The sequence below is a fragment of the Paenibacillus sp. MCAF9 genome, assembly GCF_052114265.1.
Taxonomy (GTDB): Bacteria; Bacillota; Bacilli; order Paenibacillales; family Paenibacillaceae; genus Pristimantibacillus.
This window is the reverse complement of the sequence record NZ_JBFREL010000020.1, coordinates 1-23,696: the sequence shown is the minus strand read 5'-3', so window position 1 is coordinate 23,696 and position 23,696 is coordinate 1. Positions and strand designations below refer to the sequence as shown.

Below are 23,696 nucleotides of genomic sequence, written 5' to 3'. Positions count from 1 at the left end.
GGGGGAGCACAAGAAGTCATTAGCGATGCCAAACAATACAACTCATTACCCGTTTTTTCATAATGTTCAATCCGCATCCTTAAGATTTGTTGCTTAAAAAACGAATTCGTCCTATCAGGATTTGAAAGTGTATAATATAAAGAAGCTGAGGTTGTATAGAATTTATTTCATAATAAAGGCAGGTCCTCATACTTATGTCCAGCAAAAAAGAGAAAATTGAAGCACCTAAAATATCAAGCGAATTGCAATCTTTAGACGTTCCTGATTACGAATGGGCGGATGAGATCGAGATTAGCGACAGCATCATTCAAGACAGCGGTGTTCATAATCAATCGGCTTATAAGCCTTGTTTTGATCGCGTAGTGTTTACTAACGTATCGTTTCGGGCGACAAGCCTGCGAAAAGCGGAATTTACCGATGTTCGTTTTGACAACTGCGATTTATCAAATATCGATCTAAGTGAAGCAGTATTTCATCGAGTCTCATTCCTTAATTGCAAGCTGCTTGGCATGGATTTGACAGGCTCAATGCTGCGCAACGTAAGGTTCGAGCAATGTGTGGCGGATTATGCCGTACTGCGCTTTACCAATGCCAAAAGCGTTAAATTCGACAAAAGCTCGTTAGCCAAAGCGGACATGTCCAATATGACATTAGCTAATTTCTTTCTGCATGAAACAAATATCGATCAAGCGCAGCTTTCACAGACGAAGCTTGGCGGCATCGATATTAGCAGCTGTGAATTTAACAGCTTAGGCGCGTCGCTAGAGGATTTGCGGCGCTGCATTATCTCGCCAGCACAGGCGATTACAATGGCGACGATTTTTGGGCTTGTTGTAAATGATGGAACATAATGGCGAGCAGCATACCAACGCCTAAATGGTAACAAAGAAGACCACTGCGTACGAGCAGAGGTCTTCTTTTTGCATGGGAATGATTTACTTATATATCGTGACGTGATACAATCGCATCATGATATATCGAGCCTCGGTATAACATGGGGTGATATACACTTTCGGTAGTTCCACACAAAAGGAGCCGAGTCACAATGGAGAAATTACTTCGCAATTATTTGCCCATGTCGGAAACGGCTTTTTATATTTTGCTGTCGCTTATAGAGACTCGTCATGGTTACGGGATCATGCAGCATGTAGATGAACTGACGAACAACAGAATTCATTTAGGCGCCGGGACTTTGTATGGAAGCCTGTCGCGAATGGAAAAAGACAACTTAATTGAAGTTGTGCTTGAAGAGGATAGGCGTAAATTTTATCGCATCACGGATGACGGTAAAACCTTGCTCAAACTAGAGATGAACCGGATCGGAGAGTTGTATCATAATAGTTTAAAAGTGGAGGGGAAACTTCATGATTAACGAGAAACGGGTGACGAAATGGTGGGTAAGCTGGGATTCGGAAAAAATAGAGAGATGGCTTGAGCAAGAGGAAGCTGAAGGATGGCATCTGAGGAAAGTAAGCGGCAATGTCGTTCGTTTCCATTTCCAGAAGGGTGAGACTAGGAAGCTAAGATATTGCCTCGACTATCAGATGAACAAAGACCCAAACTATGTGCAGCTGTTTAAAGAAGCAGGCTGGGAGCTCGTATATTCCAGCGCAGGTTGGTATATTTGGCGAATGCCCTACAGTGAGGTGCGGCCTGAAATCTACTCCGATCTGGACTCTCTAATTGATCGCAACAAAAGAATTTTGTCTCTGCTTTCAGTCGTATTATTCGCACAGTTTCCCATTATACTGATTAACATTTTTCCGTTACAAATGTTCAATCCATGGTCAATGATCATTTTAGGCTTGTATATGATTGTTGTTGGGTTGTTTGTTTATGGTATTATTCGTATCGTTTCCAATAATCGAATGCTTATCAAGAGACGAGATTTGCATAAATAGCACAGAAGTAGAGACTGCCCGCGGCAGTCTTTTTTCTTTTTTTACATGTGTGCACACCGTTTTGAGCAGGTGAAAAAATCAAACCTGAGTGAACATAACCGCTTCATTTTCGGGAGAATTAGGCGGTCTAATGGAAGTTCATTGCTGTCTAAATTGTTCAGTTGAAGAGACGGTACACCTAGGCTAACATTCATGGAGACGTTCTAAGCAGCATGATCTGCAAACGCATACATAAAGAGCGGATACCCAAACTAAAGGAGGAATTCAATTGTTGAAAAGAAAGAAATGGCTGTCTTTGGCGCTATGCTTCTCTCTATTAGCAAGTTTTCTAACCTCGCTTGCCCCTGTAAACGCAGCAAGTGAAGGGCTAGAGGAAGCTTTAGCTGTCACCGACGATTTTACAGAGCAGGAGCTGAAGGATAACGATTATATTTTATATTTCGTTAATGCAGGTGATTCAACCCCGAAGACGGTTGAAGGGAACGACAAGCTGGGCTTGTATAGCTCGGTTACGGAGCAGGTATATGGAATGGATCCCCTAACCTCTAAATCATGGGGCTTGGTGACGACAACGAGCGGCACAAACGTATGGGATGCAACGACCAAATCCGGATCGTTAAGATATTATAACGGTACACAGGTTAGAGATAAGGCGCTGGCTTATGACTTTGAGCTGCCAGCTGGCGAATATGACGTGACCTTTGGCTTCAATAATCCGTGGAGCGGAAGAAGCGTGAACTTGCTGCTGGAAGGGAATAACGTTTCTGGCGGTGATTTTGCAATTGGCGGTGAAGGGGCTGAGAAATCGGTTACTTATCGCAAAATCAGCGTTACCGATGGGATGTTAAACGTAAGGATACAAGGGCCGGCAACAGCTGCGCTCTCAAACTATAACGATCCACTCGTTAATTATCTCATCATTAGACAGAACAGAACGGTTCCACTTTCTGATTTAGATGACAAGATTTCAGCAGCAAGAGCTGAAGCAGCAAACACGAAATATACGCCATTCAGTCTCGCAGTACTGAACGAGGTCATTCAAGAGAGTGATTCCATTCTGCAATCGCTAGTGGGCAGCGGCGCGGATATTACGGATCTCGCAATTCAGGAGCAGATTATTTCGGCTATCGCAGCATTATCAAAGGCGATATCAGAGCTGGCGGTTAAAGAGACATACAATTCTTTTAAACCCGGTGCGGTTTGGAGAGATACGAACGGAGCGCTCATTCAAGCGCACGGCGCTGGCATGATGTTTGATGAGAATACACAAACCTATTACTGGTATGGCGAGGATAAAACCTATGGTTATTTGCCTGCCAGAGGGGTAAGGGTTTACGCGTCCAAGGATTTGTACAACTGGGAGGATCATGGACTCGCCCTGACAGCGATCGGTTCCATAGATGACTTTGAGAATGATCCGCTTATTTCAGAGCTATATGCTGGTCGGACAGATCAAGCCGATATTTTGAACGACATCGGTACGGATCGCATCATTGAACGTCCTAAAGTCATTTATAACGATCACACAAAAAAATATGTGATGTGGATGCACACGGATGGCCCAAGTGCGACATCGACAGCCAACTATGCGAAAGCAGAAGCCGGCTATGCGCTTAGCGACTCACCGCTCGGACCTTTTGTCTATCAGGAGAGCCATCGCATGGATCAAGCGCCTAAGGGAGCAACTGATAACGGCCAGCCAAACCAGCCAGGCATGGCTCGGGATATGACGTTATTCAAGGATGACGACGGCACCGGTTATTTGATTTATTCGAGTGAAGAAAATTTAACGATGTACATCTCCAAGCTCAATGATTCGTATACAGATGTTGTTGGTTGGCATAAAGACGGCAACGTAGAGCGAGATACGGAGTACAAGGGAGTGCATGGCGAGGACTATGTGCGCGTATTCCCGCTCGCTCAGCGCGAGGCGCCGGCACTATTTAAGTATCAAGGGAAATATTACATGATTTCATCCGGTGCGACGGGCTGGGCTCCGAACGTGGGAAAATATACGGTTGCCGACAGCATGATGGGACCGTGGAAAACGATGCGCGATGTTGCACCTGGAAGCTCAACGACCTTTGGCTCGCAGAGCACTCAAGTGATTACAGTAGACGCGGCTGCGGGTAAATTCATCTATATGGGTGACCGCTGGAATCAAAACGATCTTGCAAATTCCCGCTATATTTGGCTGCCGATTGAATTTGGTCAAAATGATGAAATTGCCCTTCAATGGCATGATGAGTGGTCGCTTGATTTGCTCGACAGCATGGGAAAGGTGACATTGAATACTCCGCTTCCTGCAAGTACAACAATTGGCAAAGCGCCAGTACTTCCGACGACTGTACAAGTGACCTTATCGGATGGAACGGTGAAGGATACGCCGATGAGCTGGAGCATAAATGAAGCGTCATTCAAAATTCCGGGGACGGTGCGCGTCAGCGGCAAGCTGACAGAGCTCTCCAATAAAGTAATCGAACATCAGATGTATGTCATTCCAGAGGGCAGCACTTATTTTGTTCATGCAGGCGGTGCGGAAACGTCAGATTATAAAGACATTACTCAATTGATTGGCGAAAATCATTTGTTAAACGGAAACGTTATCGATCAGAAATACGATCCGGCGAACAATCAAACTTGGGGTTATATCGGAGACAATACGCTGACATCCGGTACGAGCAGCGGCAATATTTTTGATGGATTGCGTTATTTGAAAAGCAATGCCGGCAATGATCTCTCGTACCGCTTCGACATCGATAATGGAAGCTACGATGTTTATGTAGGCTTGTACGACCCGTGGTCCCAGTATTCAAACGGCAAACGGATAGCTGATATTTTGCTGAACGGTACCGTAAAAACAAGCGGGTATGTTTTCTCCTCAGCAAAAGATGTGCTTAGCTATGGCAATGTAGCCGTTGATAACGGAAAGCTGGAGCTGACGGTGCATCGAGCGGCGAATGCAGGTGCAACAAGCTCTGATCCGCAAATTAGCTGGATTATGATAACGGATAGCAAAGGCGATGTTGTTGAGTCTCCAAAAGAGCTGATTGTCCATTATGACATGAGCAAGCTGGAAGGTGCTTCGGTCATTGACCAGACTGGCAAATACAATGGCAAATGGGTTAACCCTGCTAACGCGGAGTGGATTAAGACAGATGCCGCAGGAGCCATCAGCTTTGCTGGCGGCAATACAAGCTCTTATATTGAAATGCCGCAGGGTATTTTGGATGGGCTGACGGATGTCACGGTATCTGCCCTTGTCAATTGGAAAGGCAAGAACAGTGCAGAATGGCTGTTTGCGCTTGGACAAGGCGATACACATTATTTGTATATGACGCCAAAATATAATGCAGACAGCACGGCGCGATTCGGTATCGCAACGAATGGCTGGCGCAATGAAGTGGCGACGAAAGCGCCGCTGCTCCAATCAGATGATTGGAAGCTCGTTACGGCAGTAATGTCGGGTACAGACAACAAGCTGTCGCTGTATGTAGACGGCCAGCTAGTCTCGACTGGTAATGCTGGCGGCTTTACTCTCGATCAAATTAACAATAAAAACGGCATCAGCGGTTTTATTGGAAAATCCTTTTATGCGGGAGACGCTTATTTTGGCGGTATGATCGCAGACTTCCAAATCTATAATGGCGCACTTCTTGCCTCTGAAGTGAGCGAGCTTAATGTGGCGGCAAATGAGAAGCTGGCAAGCATGGAGGTGCTGCTGCTTCAACATGCGGCCGATCAATTAGACGACCTGAGCTTCCTTGGGGAGAATAGCAGCAAGGATGCAGTGCTGACGGATCTTGAGCTGCCAACGACTGGATTGCATGGAGCAACCATTGCATGGCAATCAGATCATGAGTCAATCATTAGTAATAGCGGTACTGTTGCACGGCCTGTTTTTGAAAATGGAGATCAGATTGTAACACTGACCGCTGTTCTATCAGATGGAAAATCGACTGTAACAAGAACGTTCACGTTTACTGTGTTAAAGCAGCCGGATACGGCTGTTCATGTAACAGGAATTACGGTGAACAAGGATGCGGTTACGTTGAAGGAAGAAGAGCAGCTGCAATTGACTGCAGAAGTTGCACCGCTGAATGCGGATAATAAAGCCGTGTTATGGTCCAGCGATGCAGCAGCCATTGCATCGGTCGATACAAACGGCATTGTTACAGCTCTAAAAGAAGGAACAGCTACCCTTACGGTTGTGACGGTAGACGGCGGATTTACAGCTAAGGTTGCCGTAACGGTGGAGAAAAAGAAGGACACTGGCGTAGAGCCTAGCCCAACTCCAGATCCAACACCGAGCCCTAGCCCGGACCCTACACCAAGTCCGAGTCCTGATCCAACGCCTAGTCCGACGCCAAACCCTGGAACGAACCCAACACCAAGTCCGGTTTCAACACCGAGCCCAGATCCAGAGCCGCATTTCAAGGATACAGCAGGGCACTGGGCAGCAACATCGATTAACAAGCTGGCGGGCCAAAACATTTTGGGCGGTTTTCCAGATGGCAGCTTTAAGCCTAATCAGGAAATGAGCAGAGCGGAATTTTCAGCTGTTATTTACAGATTGTTAGGCCTCAAAGCAGAAAACAGCGAATCTGGCTTCGGAGATATTACGCCGACGGCTTGGTATAGTAAATATGTGAATGGCTTATATGCAGCTGGAATTATAACTGGTTTTGATGATGGCAGCTTCAAGCCGAATCTAGAAATGACGAGAGAGGAAGCATTCGTTATTTTATATAGAGCGGTTAAAGACCAAATAATCGTTGCCTCAGGAGCAGCCAAGCCATCCTTTGCGGATGAGCCAGGCGTGTCCAGCTGGGCTAAAGAAGCTATAGCAGCATTAACAGAAGCGGGCATTATTAAGGGTTATGAGGATGGTTCCATCCGGCCAAAGGAAAAGATTACACGCGCCGAGATTGCATCGATTGTAGCAAACTTCGTCAAATAGCAGGTTTAACGCGAGACATCCCAAAATAAGGGATGTCTTTCGTTTATTTAAATATAAGACAGTATATTTTTTTCTAAAGAACGCCGAATGCGTTTTAGCTTGTTAGACGATAAAAATGATATACTGTTGTGAAAACAATCGATTATTATGGAAAACGATGATATGATTTAGATAACGAAATTTGACGATAATTGTGCGCATGTAGGAGGCTATTTACAGATGGAGTACATTAGTACAAGAGGAAATGTTGGCAAAATAGGGTTTATCGATGCGTTTATGATGGGCTTAGGCAACGATGGAGGACTGCTTGTTCCAAGCGAAATTCCAGTTATTTCAGCTGAAACATTAAAGGAATGGCAGAATCTTAGCTATCAAGAGCTTGTACTTGCTATATTCTCGCATTTTACGAATGATGAGATTCCAGCACAGGATTTGAAAGATATGGTGTACGCGAGCTATGCTACTTTCCGTGACCCGGAAGTAACGCCTGTCCGCAAGCTAAAGGATGATCTTTATTTGCTGGAGCTGTTCCACGGTCCTACCTTTGCTTTTAAAGATATCGCGCTTCAGTTCATGGGCCAGCTTTATACGTATGTTGCAGCGAAGCAAAATAAAAAAATTCATATACTCGGTGCTACTTCCGGCGATACAGGAGCTTCAGCAATAGAGGGCGTTAAAGGCAAGGACGGCATCAAGATTTGTATTCTTCATCCACATGGCAAAGTAAGTAAAGTACAAGAGCTGCAAATGACGACGGTTCAAGACGACAATGTGCTGAATCTATCCGTAGATGGCAACTTTGACGATTGCCAGCGCATGATTAAGGATTTGTTCGCTGACCTTGATTTTAAGGCTAACAATCAGCTTGCGGCGATCAACTCCATCAACTTTGTTCGAATCTTGGCGCAGACGGTTTACTATTTCTATGCCTACTTCCAAGTGGCGAAGCAGACGGATGCGAAGCAGGTCAACTTTAGCGTACCGACAGGCAACTTCGGTGATATTTTTGCAGGTTACCTAGCGAAGCGTATGGGACTTCCTGTAGGCAAGCTCATTCTAGCTACGAATGAGAACAATATTTTGGAGCGCTTTATTCTTGAGGGCGTGTACAAGCCGGGAGACTTCCGCAGCACGTACAGCCCATCGATGGACATTCAAGTAGCCAGCAACTTTGAGCGTTACTTGTATTATGTGCTTGGGGAGGATGCTGCTCAAATTCGCAGTCTGATGGATCAGTTCAAAGCTGAAGGGCAAATCGTCATTGCCGGCGATGCGCTGAGCAGAGTGCAAGCCGAGTTTGGCGCGCATGGCGTACAAGGTCAAGAGTGCCTGAACACGATTAAGAAATATGAAGCGGAAAACGGCTACCTGCTTGATCCGCATTCAGCTTGCGGCGTCGCTGCGGCTGACAAATACAGCAATGAACAAGGAATCACAATCTCGCTTGCGACGGCTCATCCGGCTAAGTTCAACGAAGCCATCGAGCTTTGCGGCATCGAGCAGCAATTCCCTGAGCAAATCGCTTCGCTGTTCAGCAAAGAACAGCGTCAGACTCGCGTAGACGGATCGCTTGCAGCGGTCGTTAGCGAATTAGAAGCATTTTATAACGCATAATCATTCATGCTTGGATACGATGGAAAAGGCAGCAGCTAGAGGAGAAATCCTTTCGCTGCTGCCTTTTTTCTATTGGAGCCTATATTTAGGCTCGTTTAAGTATATTTCGGAGCACAGAAGTGATCAGCTTATGATCTTGATCATCTGGCAATCCGGATACAGCAATGGTTCCGATTACCCCGAAGCCTCTAGCGTAGATGGGATACGCTCCGTTATAAGGAGCGTAGAGTGAAGGGGATAACGAATAACGCTCGGCAAGCGTTGTACCGGCAGCGCGCAGCTCGATTTCCATACGATAGGAGCTGACTCCGAAACGATTGACGACGCGTGCTTTTCGCATGACCCAGTCATCATTGTCTGCCGAGGTGCCGGGAAAAGCATAGTGAAACAGCTGTTGTTCACCTTTTCGGATATCAATCGTTACCGACTTGTTCTCCGATTTGGCCTGCTCAATGAGCCCAAGTCCGATTTGCAGCGCGGTTTCGTTCGTGAAGGAGTCGAATTGCAGCTCCTCTTCCTCGCGCTTCATTTCATCTAGGAGTTGTTCGTGATTCATTATGCCGATCTCCTTTACAGCGATATATTAAGCTCTGAAGCCGTCTTGCTTATGTACTCCCGAGCTTGCTGATACTGCTCATTGGTGGATAGGTGCTCAATAATGAGCGTCGTATCCGGGTGCAGCTTGTTCAGCTCGGTAAGAAAAGTACGATAATCAAGCAAGCCTTGGCCTGGGATGACCTCATCCAAATGAACGGTCAATTGGCCGCGCAGCAAAATATCCTTCGCATGGCAATTCCGAATATAGGGCCCAAGCTTTGCAAAAAAATTACGGATGATCTCGCCATTTTGGTAATAGGCCCGAGGGCTGCTGATGATATTGACGGGATCGAAGTGTACGCCAAAGCCTTTGCGATCGATCGCTTTGATCAAGGCAAGATAGGAGTCAGCCGAATCTGGGAATACCCACGGCATCATTTCCAAGGCAAATACGGTTCTCTCCGGTTTAACCGCATCGATAATTTCACGCGTCGTCTCTACAATGAGCTCAAAGGTTTCATCGCTGAAATTTTCGGGATCGGGTCCGTCCCATTGTTCGCCGCGTGAGCCGGCAATGTTTACGCAGCACTGCGCAGCCATTCGTTCTGCAAGTTCCAGACGCTGCGTGCAGTATGCAATCGCTTTGCGCCTTGTTTCCTCATTTCGGCTAATAGGGTTGCTCCATGCGCCGACCTCGGAAATTAGAATATCATGTTTTGCTGCTGCGGCTAAGTAATCATCCAGCTCGCTAATATCTTCATTGCCGTCTATGGGGCAGGTTGTTGCGCGGAAGCCCGCTTGTATAAGTGCATTTGACCAACTTTCAGGATTTTTATTTTCTAGAAAAACCTGACCTCCAAGCCTCATCGAAACCCCGTCCTTTGTTCGAATATGTTCTCGCTAGCAGGAATAACTTATGTTGAGCAAAGTATAACATAAACACGTGTTTATACAAGATCAATCTTTTTGATGAGGATGAGTACATTGAAAAAATAAAATTTTGTTGCTGCAAAGGGATTGACAGCCAATTTATGAAATGTATATGATAATGGCATAAACGCGCGTTCATGAAAGAGGCTAGCAACAATTGAAAAAGGCAGACATAAATAGTGTAGAGGTCGCCCGCTTGGCTGGCGTATCTCGCAGCACGGTCAGCAGAGTTATTAATAACTACTCCAACGTTCCAACACAGACGCGTGAGAAAGTTATGAAGGTGATCCAGCAGTATAATTATTTTCCTAATGTATCGGCTCAAGTGCTAGCTGGGAAACGAGCACGAACAATTGGCTTGTTTCTGATAGCTCCCGGCCATGTATCTAGTGATATTCTCACGAACATGCTCATCGTAAGTGTAATTGAGGATGCCTCAGCTTATGGATATTATGTTCTGACACATATCATCCGAGATACAAACGATACCGAGACAATGAAGAACGTAAAGGAGATTTTTTTCCAGCGCCGGATTGACGGAGGTATCTTTATTGGTGCCGCTACTCATGAGCCTATTATAGAGGAGCTTATTGAGGAGGGTTTCATTGTCGGCGTTGTGGATCAGGAGCAGCCAGAGCATCCAAAGTCCAACCGAATCGTTTCAAATTTCAACAATGATTCCGGCATGAAGCAGGCGGTCGCCTATCTAGTTGGACTTGGTCATACGAAAATAGGTGTCATTAACGGGGATATGAAGCGGCTATCTGGTCCTACGAAATACGAAGGCTTCGTGAACGCGATGCAATTATGCGGCTTGCAGGTCAATCTGGACTGGGTAATACAGGGCAGCTTTCATGAAGAAAGCGGATATGAAGCGATTCATAATTTTCTTAATACGAAGAGCGAGCTGCCTACAGCCATTATTGCGGCTAATGATAGTGTAGCATTCGGGGCGATTAGAGCTTTAAAGGAACAGGGATTGCAGGTGCCTGCAGATATGTCGATGATCGGCTTTGATGATCATGCACTTAGCGAGAAACATCATCCGGCTTTAACAACAATCCGAATTGATTTTAGCGGCATGCTGGGGCAATTGACCTCTATGCTCATCGACAGAATTGAGCAGCCGGAAGCGTCAGTCAAACAAATTACACTGGATTGCAGTTTAGTCGTTCGGGATTCATGCCGCAGGTTGTGAATTTTTTTCTTAATTAATAAACGCGTGTTAAATGTTTTTGTGAGCAACTTCGAGGAAGACATTTTTTTAAACCGCAATAAACACGTGTTCACATTGGAAGGGGTGATTAAGGTGTAATCGAAACAAGGTTTCCAACTTGACGATGGATACGAAGCAGACTGAACTGACTATTACTTTTTATCAAGGGGGTATTTACGGTGAAAAAAGGAATGACGGTATTAGTTAGTAGTATAATTTCCACGATGTTATTAATTACGGCCTGCTCAGGCGGATCAGGCTCCGCGCCAAAGCCGAGCAATGATGCAGGAACAAAAGGAAATGAAGGGGCTGCCGCAGCTGGAGGAGACATTAATTATTGGTATCCTTGGGGCGGCGACTCGGAGAAATGGGACAAATGGCGAATGGAAGAGTTCGAGACGAAAAATCCAACCTATAAGATTAATGCCACCTATGTTCCACCGGATGGCGGCCTTTCAAATGGCAAGCTGGTATCCGTCATATCTGGAAAAAATCCGCCGGACGTCGTTATTAGTTCCGATTATGCAAGCGCTTACTCATTGGCGGCGCAAGGTGCTCTTGAGCCAATGGATGATTATCTTTCCGCTATGGGCTTCAACGAATCGGACGTTCTGCCCTCATTCTTGCCATTAATGAAGCGAGATGACAAAACATATTTATACCCGCAGGATTCCAACGTTAACTTGCTCTATTACAATGTAGCCATGTTCAGAGAAGCAGGACTTGATCCAGATAATCCGCCGAGAACAATCGAAGAGCTTGATGCTGCGGCTGAGAAGCTGACGGTGTTAAACGGCAAAAACGTTGAACGACTAGGTTTTATTCCATGGATCGACGCCGGTGATGACGCGTTTCTGTGGGGCTGGGTTTTCGGAGCGAATTTCATTGATGATAAAACAGGCGATGTTAAGCTCAATGATGATCACTTGAGCGATATGTACAACTGGATGAACAAGTATGCGCAGAAATACAATCCAGAGAAAATCAAATCATTTACGTCGGGCTTTGGCGGCGCGTTTTCCCCGGATCACCCATTCTTCACGGGTAAAGTGGCGATGACTGTCAACGGCAACTGGTTCGCGAATGCGCTCAGCATTTATGCGCCAGACCAAGAGTATCGCGTAGCGGCAATACCATTTCCGGCAAATGGCCGCGAGAAAGCAACAACGTTCGGAACGAATGTATTCATGATTCCAAAGGGCGCGAAAAACCCTGAGAATGCGATGAAATTCATTTTGTTTGGAGGTCAGCCTGAAATTCTTGCTGACAATATTAACACTTGGCGCTCCATCTCCATCTACAATGCGCCAAGCGATGCGATTAAGTGGGATAAGGAAAATGATGCAGTCTACAAAGTCGTTCGCGAAGTCGCAGCGTCACCAAATTCCGGACATCCGGCATTAACGCCAGTTGCCAAGGAAATGTCCAATGAGCTGAAGCTGCTGCGCGATAATGTCATCTATAACAATAAAGATCCGAAGCCGCTGCTTGAAGAAGTAGAGAAGAAGCTGCAAAAGGAAGTAGACAAAAAGAAATAATGAAATAGAAATAGTGAAATACAGAAGACCCGCTCTCGGATGAAGCTGAGCATGCACCGCTTCCGGGAGCAGGAGCTTCTAAGGCAATAACAGGTAGGAAGTAAATACTTGCAAGGTGGTGAATAAACTTGAGAACTACTGCTACAGACCTTAAGGGAAAACCGATTGTACCTGCCAAGCACAAATCCAAAAAAGGAATGGAGCGTTTGGAGCTTGCTGCCGTTTACCTTGTTTTGGGCTTGATCACGATTGCATTTGTTCTGCCTTTTCTATGGCTGCTGTCCGGTTCACTCAAGAGCAGCACGGAATTGTTTGCAAATCCGCCGGTTTGGATTCCTAGCAAGCCGCAATGGTCCAACTTTTCAACAGCCTTTGGCGAGTTTCCGTTTTTCCTGTATTTACGAAATACGCTCACCATTGCCGGCTTTGGCATCGTCGGAGCAGTTATATCGAATACGTTGATTGCCTACGGCTTCTCCCGCGTGGAATGGAAGGGGAGAGACGGTGTATTCGTTTTAGTCCTTGCGACAATGATGCTGCCGTTTCAAGTGACGATGATTCCACTATTTCTTATGTTTCAAAAGCTCGGTTGGATCGGAACGTTCCTCCCGCTTATTGTTCCTGTATTTTTTGGAAACCCGTTTTTTATCTTCTTATTGCGTCAATTTCTAATGGGCATTCCGAAGGAGCTTTCGCAATCCGCTAAGGTCGACGGGGCAAGTGAGTTTCGGATTTATTGGCAAATGATTCTTCCTTTATCGCTGCCTGTAATTACAACAGTCATGATCTTCTCCTTCACACACGCTTGGGGTGATTTCATTGGCCCTCTCGTATTTTTAAGTGATAACAAGCTTTATACGCTTTCACTCGGTATCCAGCAGATCATGTCCGTTAATGATCCACGTTGGCCGCTTCTAATGGCAATTGGCATCAGCATGACACTGCCGGTGCTCGTTATCTTCTTTGTTCTCCAGAAGTATTTCATTCAAGGGATCGCCTTCTCGGGGATCAAAGGTTAGGAGTGTATGAAGATGAATATGATGAGAAAAGATTTGGTCAACGGTTTGCTCTTTATTTCACCGTGGATTGTTGGATTCTTGTTTTTCACTGCTTACCCGTTAATCAGCTCGTTCTATTATTCATTAACCGACTACGATATCATCAATCCGCCTGTCTTTGTTGGTCTGGAGAATTATAAGACGCTCTTTACCGGTGATGATATGTTTTATACCGTGCTTAAGAATACCTTGTATATGGTATTTATAGGTCTCACTGTCATAACGGCATGTACCGTATTTATATCGATTCTTCTTAATAATAAGAAGGTTAAAGGCATGGCCTTTTTCCGGGTGATCTTTTTCCTGCCAACGCTCGTTCCGTTTGTTATCCTGTCGATTCTTTGGGTGTGGGTGCTGCAGCCGGATTCTGGTGTGGTAAATACAGTACTTGGCTGGATTGGCATTGATGGTCCCGGGTGGTTTGCCAGTCCAAGCTGGTCGAAGCCTGCTTTTATCCTTATGGGGCTATGGGGTGCTGGCGGATCGATCATTATTTATCTTGCCGGACTACAAGGCATTCCAGAATCGCTATATGAAGCTGCATCAATCGATGGCGCAAATTCGATGCAAAAGATGTTTTCTATTACATTGCCTATGCTCAGGCCAGTCATTCTCTTTAATGTCATTACCGGCATTATCGGCACCTTTCAATCGTTTGCGGAATCTTTCATTATTACGCAGGGCGGGCCGAATGGCTCAACGATGTTCTATTCCCTTTACCTTTATCAGAACGCCTTCCAGTATGCGAAAATGGGATACGCTTCGGCTATGGCATGGGTACTGCTTGTTATAGCACTAGTCTTTACGCTGGTTCTATTCAAGGTTAGCAACCGCTTGGGGAGCAATGACTAATAGTTTAATAGAGTGAGTTGCTAGATGACGATTAAATAACTAATTTTTCGGAAAAGGATGTGCGCATGTGAATCATATTCAGAATTCCAACCTAACCAAAATAGGGCTCGTTGTAGATAACATTGAAGAGGCAGTCAACCATTATTGCCGTTTATTCAACCTGCCGCTGCCAGAAATTCAAGAGCCGAAGCTAGAGGAGCCAAGCACAGAGCATACGGATGACAATTATACGTGGTACCGCGGCGAATATCGTGACACGCGGACAAAATTTGCAAATTTGCAGCTGGGTCCGGTAACCGTAGAGCTGCTAGAGCCGCTGGATGAGCCTAGCCCTTGGAATGAATATAAGCAAAAGCATGGGCAAGGCGTTCACTTTATTGCTTTTACGATCAATGGCTTTGAACAGCATATCGATTTCATGCAGCAGCAGGGTGCGCCGCTTACTCATAAAGGAGAGTATGGCTCCGGACGTTATTCCTATTTTGACTCGGAGAACATGCTGGGCGTAACTTTGGGGCTTCAGGAGCTTGGTCCAAAACAAAATTAAGCGAAGCATATCGCACAAGCGGAGTCTTAAAAAATAGATTTTGAGGAGGATTCATATGATAAAAGGTATTGCTCACAATGCGATTCGTGTCACAGACATGGAAAAGTCTTTGCACTTTTACTGCGACATTGCTGGATTGACCAAAGCGTTTGAAATTCATGATGACGATAATAAGCCATGGATTGTTTATTTGAAGGTGTCGGACGGACAATTTTTGGAATTGTTTTATGACGGGGTAAAGGTGCCGGAAAACCGCTATGCGCCGAACTTAATTGGATATCACCACTTCTGCTTCGAAACCGATAATATCGAGGAGCTTGCGAAGCGCTTCTATGAGCATGGACTAATGAATGACGACAAGCCTGGACATGGCAAGGATTTAAATCATAACTGCTGGATACATGACCCCGATGGAAATGCGGTTGAGTTTGTGCAGATTCATCCCGATTCCCCGCATGCCAAAAGCAGTGCGAAAAAGGAGGCATAACGATGTTAAAAGGTAACGCGCATATCGCATTTGTTGTATCGGATATGGACAAATCGCTTCATTTCTATAGTGGGGTACTGGGCTTCGAGCAAGCTTTCAAGCTGGACGATGATGAAGGCAAGCCATGGATTAATTATTTGAAGGTGGCCGATGGCCAATTTATTGAATTGTTTTATGGCGGCACGCGTGAATATATCAGCAATCCAAAAAATGCGGGCTCGACACATATTTGCTTCGAGGTCGATGATATTTATGAAATCGCTAACCATTTGAAAAAACATGGCATTAAGCTGGACAGTGAGCCCAAACAAGGCAAAGACCTCAACCTGCAATGCTGGGCGAAGGACCCTGACGGCTTCCCTATCGAATTTATGCAGCTTGATCCGCGCTCGCCGCAAAGTAGAAGCTAAATGATGAAGAAGACAGCTAGAATTGGCATGATTGGTTATAAGTTTATGGGGAAAGCGCATAGCCACGCCTATCGCGACCTGCCATTCTACTTCGATACGCCGGTAGAGCCAGTGCTGCAGGCAATCGCAGGACGGAATTCAGCGCGGCGGCCTATAAGATGGGGTGGCTCTCCTGGGAGACAGATTGGAGAAAGCTGCTAGAACGACAGGATATTGATGTCATTGACATCGGAGCCCCTAATCATCTTCATGCTGAGATCGCAATCGCTGCGGCAGAAGCGGGCAAGCATGTCATTTGCGAGAAGCCGCTCGCGGTCAGTGCAAGCCAAGCAGCGGAGATGCTGCAGGCGGTAAAAAAAGCAGGCGTTATGCATATGATATGCCATAATTATCGTTTTGCGCCTGCGATACAGCTAGCTAAGAAGCTGATCGATGAGGGCAGGCTAGGGGATATCTATCATTTTCGAGGCGAGTATTTGCAGGATTGGCTGGCAGATCCGAATATTCCGATAAGGTGGCGTCTCCGCAAGGAGCAAAGCGGGTCAGGAGCGCACGGTGACCTGATGTCGCATGTAGTTGACCTCTCGAGATTCCTAATCGGTGAAATTTCCGAAGTAACAGGCTTGCTTCATACCTTTGTGAAAGAGCGGCCTCTGGAGGGCAAGATGGGGGAAAGAGGCTGTGTTGATGTTGATGATGCCTCCTCTTTTCTAGCTAAATTTGCAAATGGCGCGGTCGGTGTCTTCGAAGCGAGCAGATTTGCCAAGGGCAACCGCAATGGACATCGATTTGAAATAAACGGGTCAAAAGGGTCGATACGATGGGATATGGAGCATATGAATCTTCTTGAATTGTTTCTGGAGGAAGATCCAGAAGGCATTCAGGGCTTTCGCACAATTCATTGTACAGAGCAGGTACACCCTTTCGCCGGAAACTATTGGCCGGCTGGTCATATTATCGGCTACGAGCATACCTTTATTAATATGATGGCGACGTTCATGGAAGGGCTGCACAGCGGGATTAATCCTGCTCCGAATTTCGAGGACGGCTATAGAAATCAGCTTGTTATTGAAGCTGTTGAGCGTTCTGCCGAGTCGAGACAGTGGATGGATGTACCTGCAATTAGCGATTCTTTGTTGTTTTCGTAGCTTCATATAACAAAAAATGAATAGTCGGTTGACGTGTTAGGCTGTAGTGAAGAAGGATTATTCTTCTTGCTGCAGCCTATTTTTGATTATACTTATGTTATAATCGCCATATTAAATAAGGTGCTGAATCCTATTTCGGGAGTATGTACCACTAGAAATATGTAATTGGGTGAGGGATAACCTGTGAATGACTTCAACAAATTCAATCGCGAGAAATGGAGCAAGATAAGAACAAAGGGCAAGCTGTCGTATGCTATTAGATGGGTGCTTTATTTATTGATTTACGTTTTAATTATTCAGGGAGTACTCATTGTACTTGGTCGTAAAAGTGTAGATCAAATCGAAATGGCGCCTATTATTTTTATTTCAGTTGTCGTGGGTGTTACTCTTTCTTTGATTCGATGGTCTATTTTTGAGAAAAAATACAATCAGGAATAAATAAGGACGAGGTGAGTAGACATGTTGGCATCCATTACCCAAGCTGAGAATGGATATTCGGTCCGTTTCGAGCGCAATTTGAAGCATGCTGTGGAGAGCGTCTGGTCAATGCTGACTGACAACGAGAAGCTGGCGCAGTGGTTCCCCGAACTGCGTGTCGCGGACCTGCGTGAAGGCGGATTAATAAAATTTGATATGCAGAATGGACATTTTGAAGAGATGGCCATCACCAGGCTCAAAGCGTTATCGGTTTTGGAGTTTACGTGGGCTGAGGATATCGTTCGTTTTGAATTATATGCAGAGCCAGAGGGCTGCCGCTTGGTTTTGATCGAGAAGCTTGCCCAAATTACAGCGCATACCCCTAGAGATATTGCAGGCTGGGATGTATGTTTGGATGTTATCGAGGCATTGCTGGACGGAAAAACCATTGCCTCTCGCAAGGACGTATGGAAAACGAAATACGATAAATATGTACAAGCTTTTGAAAATTTGCCTCATTCTTAGAAATAAGTATTCAATCAGCTTGCGTTATTGGATGTGAAAGAGATGATTACAGGAATATTGGTATTTTTATTAGCAGGGTTAGCTGAAATTGGTGGGGGATACCTGATTTGGTTATGGCTGCGTGAAGGCAAGCCGATGTATTGGGGAATGGTTGGAGGCGTAGCTTTAGCGCTATATGGTGTTATTGCTACATTTCAATCCTTTCCTTCGTTCGGGAGGGTCTATGCGGCGTACGGGGGCGTTTTTATAGTGATGGCCGTATTGTGGGGCTGGCTGGTTGATAAAAAAACACCTGATTTATACGACTGGATAGGTGCTGCTATTTGCTTGGTCGGTGTTTCAGTTATACTGTGGGCGCCAAGGCATTAGTATGGTCTAGCTTGCTGTGTAGAATAACCATTTACAATTCAGGGAACGATTTGTTAACATATATGAAATATTGAAAAAGGCGATGACGAGAAGAGTACATAAACACATTCTTTCACAGAGAGCTCCGGCAGCTGAAAAGGGGCAAGGAATGGTTTATCGAAACAAGTCTCTGAGCATCACATCGGAACCTGAGCAAGGGGATGCTGTGACAGGAGCTCCTGTTATAGAGCTAGAGTATAAGCATCCTTTGGTGCCGTACTTGAAGAGGTTGATATGGCGACATATTAACGAATCTGGGGTGGTACCGCGAAAAATTTCGTCCCCAAGACGCGAAGTCTTGGGGGTGGGATTTTTTTTTTGTTTTTTGAAATATAAGAATTTATAAGTTTGTTAGCTTATAAAGGGCTTATATTTCACCGTCAAAGCTACTTCAGCGTCTAAAGGACGCCGAAGGCGTTTTTGCTTGGGACATGAAAAATCAAGGTATCGATAGCAACCCTAAATTGGAGGTTTTACAATGAGCAGCGAATTAGAGCCGAACACGGATCATTTTTTATACAAAATCATTAATGAGGATCTTCAAGCAGGCGTGTTTACACGGGAGATGTGTACGCGGTTTCCGCCTGAGCCTAATGGATACCTGCATATCGGAAGCGCCTATGCCATCCATACGAACTATACGATTGCGCAGAAGTATAATGGGAAGTTTCATTTGCGATTTGACGATACGAATCCTCTGAAGGAGGACATCGAATATGTGAATGCCATTATCGAAGATATCAATTGGCTTGGCTATAGTCCGGGCAGCCATATTTATTATGGTTCGGATTATTCGGATGCGATATATGATGCTGCAGTTGCGCTCATAAGTAAAGGAAAGGCTTATGTTTGTGAATTATCGCCAGAAGAAGTTACGGAATATCGGGGGACGCTTACGGAGCCGGGCAAGGATAGCCCTTACCGAAATCGCTCCATTGATGAAAATTTAGAGCAGTTTGCGAAAATGAAAAATGGTGATTTTAAGGCCGCTTCCAAAGTATTGCGTGCCAAAATTGATATGAGTGCGCCTAATATTAATTTAAGAGATCCCGTTATTTATCGCATTATCCATGCTGAGCATTACCGGACAGGAAATAAGTGGTGCATTTATCCGATGTACGATTTTGCGCATCCGATTCAAGATGCCATCGAGGGCATTACCTACTCGTTATGCTCCATTGAGTTCAAGGACCATCGTCCTTTGTACGAATGGGTATTGGAGGAGCTGGAATTTGCTCAGCCGCCAAGGCAAAGGGAATTCGGCAGGCTGAATCTAACAGGTGTCGTGACGAGCAAGCGATATTTGAGACAGCTCGTTGAGGGCGGCTTTGTCGACGGCTGGGATGATCCAAGGCTGCCAACGATCCGTGGACTCAGGCGAAGAGGCTTTACGCCCGAGAGCATTAGAAATTTTATCGATGAGATCGGCATGATTAGAGCGCAAAATTCCGTTGATATCGCGATGCTGGAGCATGCGGCAAGACAGGATTTGAAGGCGAAGGTCAAAGGCGTAATGGCCGTCATCCATCCACTGAAAGTGGTTATTACTAATTATCCGGAGGGCCAAACCGAGCTGTTGTCCATTGATAACAATAGCGAGAATGACACGCTTGGCAAACGCAAGGTCACCTTCTCTAGAACGCTATTTATAGAGAAAGATGATTTTATGGAGCAGCCGTCCAAAGGATTTCACAGATTAGCGCCCGGAGCTGAAGTACGGCTGATCGGTGCCTACTTCATTAGATGTGAGGAAGTCATTAAAGATAAAGCCACAGATGAGATCATTGAGCTTCGCTGCACTTACGATTCCGAAACGAAAAGCGGAACGGGCTTTACCGGCCGGAAGGTGAAGGGGACGATCCACTGGGTTTCGGAGAGTCACGCGGCTAAGGTGGATGTCCACCTTTATGAGAGTCTGCTGCGGGGTAATGAAATCCCGAAGGATACCGATATAGCTTGGGACAGCGTCATTAATCCGAGCTCACTGCAAATCGTGAAAGATTGCAGGATTGAGCCTTTTGAGGATCTTCCGCAGCCAGAGGATAAGCTCCAATTCGTTCGGCATGGTTATTTTTGCGTGGACAATAAACATACAGCGGATACGAAGCTAGTCTTCAACCGCATCGTACCGCTTAAGGATACGTGGAAGAAAAAATAGAGCGATAACAAGATGAAGCCTCTCATGTGGTAAAATAATACATATGGAGGCTACTTTTTTTAAATATAAGAAAGTAAATCTGTGATCCTACTTATCTTATATTTCATCGTCAAAGCTACTTCAGCATCCAGAGGACGCTGAAGGCGTTTTTGCTTGTGAAGCTCAACAATCGGAGAACGAGGTGATGGAATGTTCCTGCATAAGCTTCGACCATTGATTTTGACCGCTGTCCTATTATTTATGCTTTTACCAGAAGCAGCAAGTGCCAACGGGGGACCGCTGCATAATCCTGCGGAGGGTTATGGCAGGCTGGAGCTGGATGATCAATCGCAAGTGAGTTTGGTTCGCGAGAAGGTTGTGTTTACCTTCCGTGATATCGAACGGTACAAAAGCCATGCGGAAGTAACGGTTCAGTATGAACTTCACAATACATCCGATTCCGCCAAGGACTTGGAGGTTTTATTTGTAACGCCTGCAAGTGAGGCCTTTATGGTATCAGAGGGAAATAAAGAGATTAATGCGATCATGGATCCGAATGTTAAGACGGTTAATTGGCAGAATACCCTATTGAAAAATACGGTCATTGATCCAGTAAGCGGCAAGGAGCTGCGTTTATCCAATTACTCAGCGGAAATTGGGCCAGCACAAGGAGCGAGGTTCCTTTTATCTTTTGAGCCGAAGGAAACGAAAAATATTGTCATCAACTATATTGAAAATGGGGGGATGTATAATAAAGGTGTGATTACGACGATTTTTTCCCATCTTTATTATTTGACCCCAGCAGCTTTCTGGGAGGGCGAGCCGCATGTCGAGCTGGAAATACGGCTAAGCGAACCCGGTGCTGCGCTTCATTCGAATTTAGCAATGGAACAAATGGACTCCAAAACATTCAAAGCTGTTTTTAATGAACTGCCCAGCAAGGACTGGTATTTTTCTTACACGTATCCCAAACGATTGTTGTATCCAACGAATATAGAGAAGGATCATAATCTCTTGGTGCTGGGAACAGTCGCCGCATTAACGGTAATTGCTGCAGCGCTTGCGCTGTTTTTTAGAAAAAGTTTTTTATTTACGATCAGTGCACTTGGGATTTTTGCTTTTACGGTATATTATATCTCGAAAATGGGCGGTTATCCGTTTAATGCTATTTTTGTAGGGTTTGTCGACTTTGTTGTTGGCGTAGGGCTGCTTATTTGTGATATTTTAATTAGAAGAACGATTCGTAGACGTAGAGAAATGACCAAAACCATGTAATCGTACATCCACATCTTTTAAAAAACTCGAAATCAACGTAAACTGTAGGAAACATTAGAGGAGAGAGAGTTAAATGACAAACGAAGCATTAACCATTAATCATGAAGATCTATTGGCTGATCTAGAATACCGAGGGCTAGTACAGCAATTTACTAACCGCGAGGAATTACATAAGAAGCTTACGAGTGAACGCGTCGTGCTGTATTGCGGATTCGACCCTACAGCGGACAGCCTGCACATCGGCAGCTTGCTTCCAATCTTGTGCTTGCGTCGTTTCCAGCAGGCTGGCCATATTCCACTTGCTTTAGTTGGCGGCGGAACAGGCTTAATTGGCGATCCAAGCGGCCGCTCGACGGAACGCTCGCTTAACACTGCGGATACAGTATCCGAGTGGACAGAGAGCTTGAAGCGTCAGCTTTCCCGCTTTCTTGATTTCGATGCTGCAGATCATGCGGCTAAGCTCGTAAGCAACTACGATTGGATTGCGCCGCTGGATGTCATTACTTTTTTACGTGATGTAGGCAAAAACTTTACTGTAAACTACATGCTGGCGAAGGATTCGGTCGATTCCCGTCTTTCATCAGGCATCTCGTTTACCGAGTTCAGCTATATGATTTTGCAGGCGTATGACTTCCATAAGCTTCATCAAGAGCATGGCTGTTCCTTGCAAATTGGCGGCAGTGATCAATGGGGCAATATTACAGCAGGCCTTGATTTGATTGGCAAAATGGGCGGTGGCGACGCTTACGGCATGACGATGCCTCTCGTTACCAAAAGCGACGGCAAGAAATTCGGTAAATCCGAATCTGGCGCCATTTGGCTGGATCGTTCGAAGACATCGGCGTACCAGTTCTATCAGTTCTGGATCAATACTGAAGATAACGATACGATCAAATTTTTGAAGTATTTCACATTCCTCTCTCGTGCAGAAATCGAAGCTTTGGAGACAGAGCTTCAGTCGCACCCAGAGAAGCGGGTGGCGCAGCGTGAATTGGCGCGTGAAATTACTCGCCTTGTTCATGGACAAGAAGCGCTCGAGAGCGCAGAGAAAATTACGCAGGCATTTTTCTCCGGCGATGTAAATCAGCTGAGTGAAGCTGAGCTAATTGAAGCTTTGCAGGACATGCCTACAACGGTGCTTACGAATAGAGAAGAGATTGCGCTTATGGATCTTCTGATCGAATCTGGAGCTGCACCATCTCGCCGCCAAGCGAAACAAGATATTACGAGCGGCTCGATTTCGATTAATGGCACGAAAAACACGGATGTAGAATCCATCATCGGCTCGGAGCAAAGGCTCTATGACAAATTTGTCGTGCTGCGCCGCGGCAAGAAAAATTACTTCTTGATTCGATTTGAATAGGACAAAACGAAGCCAGACTTCCGATAATGGAAGTCTGGTTTTCTTTTGAATGTTATATCTACTTTAGGAAATCGAGTTTACGCTCTCCGAGACCAACGTGTGGCTATCATCCAACATCAATCTCCGCGACCAGCGTTTGGCTATCCTAGTGATGTGCGTTAACCGTTAGCGTAGAGTAAATAAGTGCAAAAGTGCACCTGTTTTTAACAAACAAAATTGATATGAGGTCAAGTCCAAAGTTGTGTGTAAAATCCTCGAACAGAAAGCCTACTCATCAAGAGTAGGTTCTTGCGTTGTTTTTGGTTTTTTCTTACGCCATTCATGGTACACTGTCATTTCAATATATTTCTTGCCGACGGACCACTTTTCATCC

General features: G+C 45.4%; 20 protein-coding genes, 1 pseudogene and 1 other annotated feature. Of the genes and pseudogenes, 19 read left to right on the top strand and 2 right to left on the bottom strand.

Annotation, left to right across the window (positions count from 1 at the left end; translation table 11 throughout):
* Nucleotides 1–194 precede the first annotated feature (194 nt).
* The 5 genes from AB4Z45_RS23410 (at nt 195) to thrC (ending at nt 8,475) form a co-directional block, all read left to right on the top strand.
* Nucleotides 195–851 carry a pentapeptide repeat-containing protein gene (locus tag AB4Z45_RS23410; protein ID WP_441911955.1) on the top strand — a complete coding sequence of 219 codons (657 nt, stop codon included), beginning with the start codon at nt 195–197 and terminating at the stop codon, nt 849–851.
* Between the two features lie 194 nt (nt 852–1,045).
* On the top strand, nt 1,046–1,372 hold the full coding sequence (locus AB4Z45_RS23405; protein ID WP_441911953.1) for a PadR family transcriptional regulator: 327 nt from the start codon (nt 1,046–1,048) through the stop codon (nt 1,370–1,372).
* Nucleotides 1,365–1,901, top strand: coding sequence for a DUF2812 domain-containing protein (locus tag AB4Z45_RS23400; RefSeq protein ID WP_441911952.1), 537 nt, complete (start codon nt 1,365–1,367; stop codon nt 1,899–1,901). The genes AB4Z45_RS23405 and AB4Z45_RS23400 overlap by 8 nt, the downstream gene beginning before the upstream one ends.
* Nucleotides 1,902–2,169: 268 nt before the next feature.
* Entirely contained in the window at nt 2,170–6,861 is a 4,692-nt protein-coding gene (locus AB4Z45_RS23395; protein ID WP_441911950.1) for an S-layer homology domain-containing protein, read from the top strand.
* Nucleotides 6,862–7,080: 219 nt separating this feature from the next.
* A complete protein-coding gene (gene thrC / locus AB4Z45_RS23390; RefSeq protein WP_441911948.1) occupies nt 7,081–8,475 on the top strand; it encodes a threonine synthase in 1,395 nt (464 codons plus the stop codon).
* Nucleotides 8,476–8,560: 85 nt separating this feature from the next.
* On the opposite strand, the gene AB4Z45_RS23385 is transcribed toward thrC, so the two are convergent.
* Together AB4Z45_RS23385 and AB4Z45_RS23380 are read right to left on the bottom strand one after the other, a co-directional pair.
* Nucleotides 8,561–9,031, bottom strand: a complete 471-nt coding sequence (locus AB4Z45_RS23385) for a heme-degrading domain-containing protein (RefSeq protein ID WP_441911947.1) — start codon at nt 9,029–9,031, stop codon at nt 8,561–8,563.
* Between the two features lie 14 nt (nt 9,032–9,045).
* Nucleotides 9,046–9,879: a sugar phosphate isomerase/epimerase family protein gene (locus AB4Z45_RS23380; RefSeq protein ID WP_441911945.1), complete on the bottom strand. Its 834-nt coding sequence runs from the start codon at nt 9,877–9,879 to the stop codon at nt 9,046–9,048.
* 220 nt (nt 9,880–10,099) lie between these two features.
* Here AB4Z45_RS23380 and AB4Z45_RS23375 point away from each other — a divergent pair, with 220 nt between their 5' ends.
* The 14 genes and pseudogenes from AB4Z45_RS23375 (at nt 10,100) to tyrS (ending at nt 23,323) form a co-directional block, all read left to right on the top strand.
* Complete coding sequence (locus tag AB4Z45_RS23375; protein WP_441911944.1) at nt 10,100–11,140, top strand: LacI family DNA-binding transcriptional regulator; 1,041 nt, start codon at nt 10,100–10,102, stop codon at nt 11,138–11,140.
* A gap of 197 nt (nt 11,141–11,337) precedes the next feature.
* Nucleotides 11,338–12,696 carry an ABC transporter substrate-binding protein gene (locus AB4Z45_RS23370; RefSeq protein ID WP_441911943.1) on the top strand — a complete coding sequence of 453 codons (1,359 nt, stop codon included), beginning with the start codon at nt 11,338–11,340 and terminating at the stop codon, nt 12,694–12,696.
* A 128-nt stretch (nt 12,697–12,824) separates the two neighbouring features.
* Nucleotides 12,825–13,715 carry a carbohydrate ABC transporter permease gene (locus tag AB4Z45_RS23365; RefSeq protein WP_441911942.1) on the top strand — a complete coding sequence of 297 codons (891 nt, stop codon included), beginning with the start codon at nt 12,825–12,827 and terminating at the stop codon, nt 13,713–13,715.
* 12 nt (nt 13,716–13,727) lie between these two features.
* On the top strand, nt 13,728–14,606 hold the full coding sequence (locus AB4Z45_RS23360; protein ID WP_441911940.1) for a carbohydrate ABC transporter permease: 879 nt from the start codon (nt 13,728–13,730) through the stop codon (nt 14,604–14,606).
* Nucleotides 14,607–14,673: 67 nt separating this feature from the next.
* Nucleotides 14,674–15,153, top strand: coding sequence for a VOC family protein (locus tag AB4Z45_RS23355; protein ID WP_441911938.1), 480 nt, complete (start codon nt 14,674–14,676; stop codon nt 15,151–15,153).
* 55 nt (nt 15,154–15,208) lie between these two features.
* The gene (locus AB4Z45_RS23350; RefSeq protein ID WP_441911937.1) at nt 15,209–15,640 is read left to right on the top strand and encodes a VOC family protein; all 432 of its coding nucleotides are present in this window, start codon (nt 15,209–15,211) and stop codon (nt 15,638–15,640) included.
* Between the two features lie 2 nt (nt 15,641–15,642).
* A complete protein-coding gene (locus AB4Z45_RS23345; protein ID WP_441911935.1) occupies nt 15,643–16,050 on the top strand; it encodes a VOC family protein in 408 nt (135 codons plus the stop codon).
* A pseudogene (locus AB4Z45_RS23340) lies at nt 16,051–17,198 on the top strand (Gfo/Idh/MocA family protein). It begins immediately after the preceding gene.
* A gap of 183 nt (nt 17,199–17,381) precedes the next feature.
* Nucleotides 17,382–17,636, top strand: a complete 255-nt coding sequence (locus tag AB4Z45_RS23335) for a hypothetical protein (RefSeq protein ID WP_441911933.1) — start codon at nt 17,382–17,384, stop codon at nt 17,634–17,636.
* A gap of 21 nt (nt 17,637–17,657) precedes the next feature.
* Nucleotides 17,658–18,140, top strand: a complete 483-nt coding sequence (locus tag AB4Z45_RS23330) for an SRPBCC family protein (protein WP_441911931.1) — start codon at nt 17,658–17,660, stop codon at nt 18,138–18,140.
* Nucleotides 18,141–18,182: 42 nt separating this feature from the next.
* On the top strand, nt 18,183–18,509 hold the full coding sequence (locus AB4Z45_RS23325) for a YnfA family protein (RefSeq protein ID WP_076267312.1): 327 nt from the start codon (nt 18,183–18,185) through the stop codon (nt 18,507–18,509).
* 73 nt (nt 18,510–18,582) lie between these two features.
* Nucleotides 18,583–18,836: a binding site (T-box leader), on the top strand.
* A 190-nt stretch (nt 18,837–19,026) separates the two neighbouring features.
* Nucleotides 19,027–20,706: a glutamine--tRNA ligase/YqeY domain fusion protein gene (locus AB4Z45_RS23320; protein WP_441911930.1), complete on the top strand. Its 1,680-nt coding sequence runs from the start codon at nt 19,027–19,029 to the stop codon at nt 20,704–20,706.
* A 189-nt stretch (nt 20,707–20,895) separates the two neighbouring features.
* The gene (locus tag AB4Z45_RS23315; RefSeq protein WP_441911928.1) at nt 20,896–21,960 is read left to right on the top strand and encodes a hypothetical protein; all 1,065 of its coding nucleotides are present in this window, start codon (nt 20,896–20,898) and stop codon (nt 21,958–21,960) included.
* 73 nt (nt 21,961–22,033) lie between these two features.
* On the top strand, nt 22,034–23,323 hold the full coding sequence (gene tyrS, locus AB4Z45_RS23310; RefSeq protein ID WP_441911926.1) for a tyrosine--tRNA ligase: 1,290 nt from the start codon (nt 22,034–22,036) through the stop codon (nt 23,321–23,323).
* Nucleotides 23,324–23,696 lie beyond the last annotated feature (373 nt).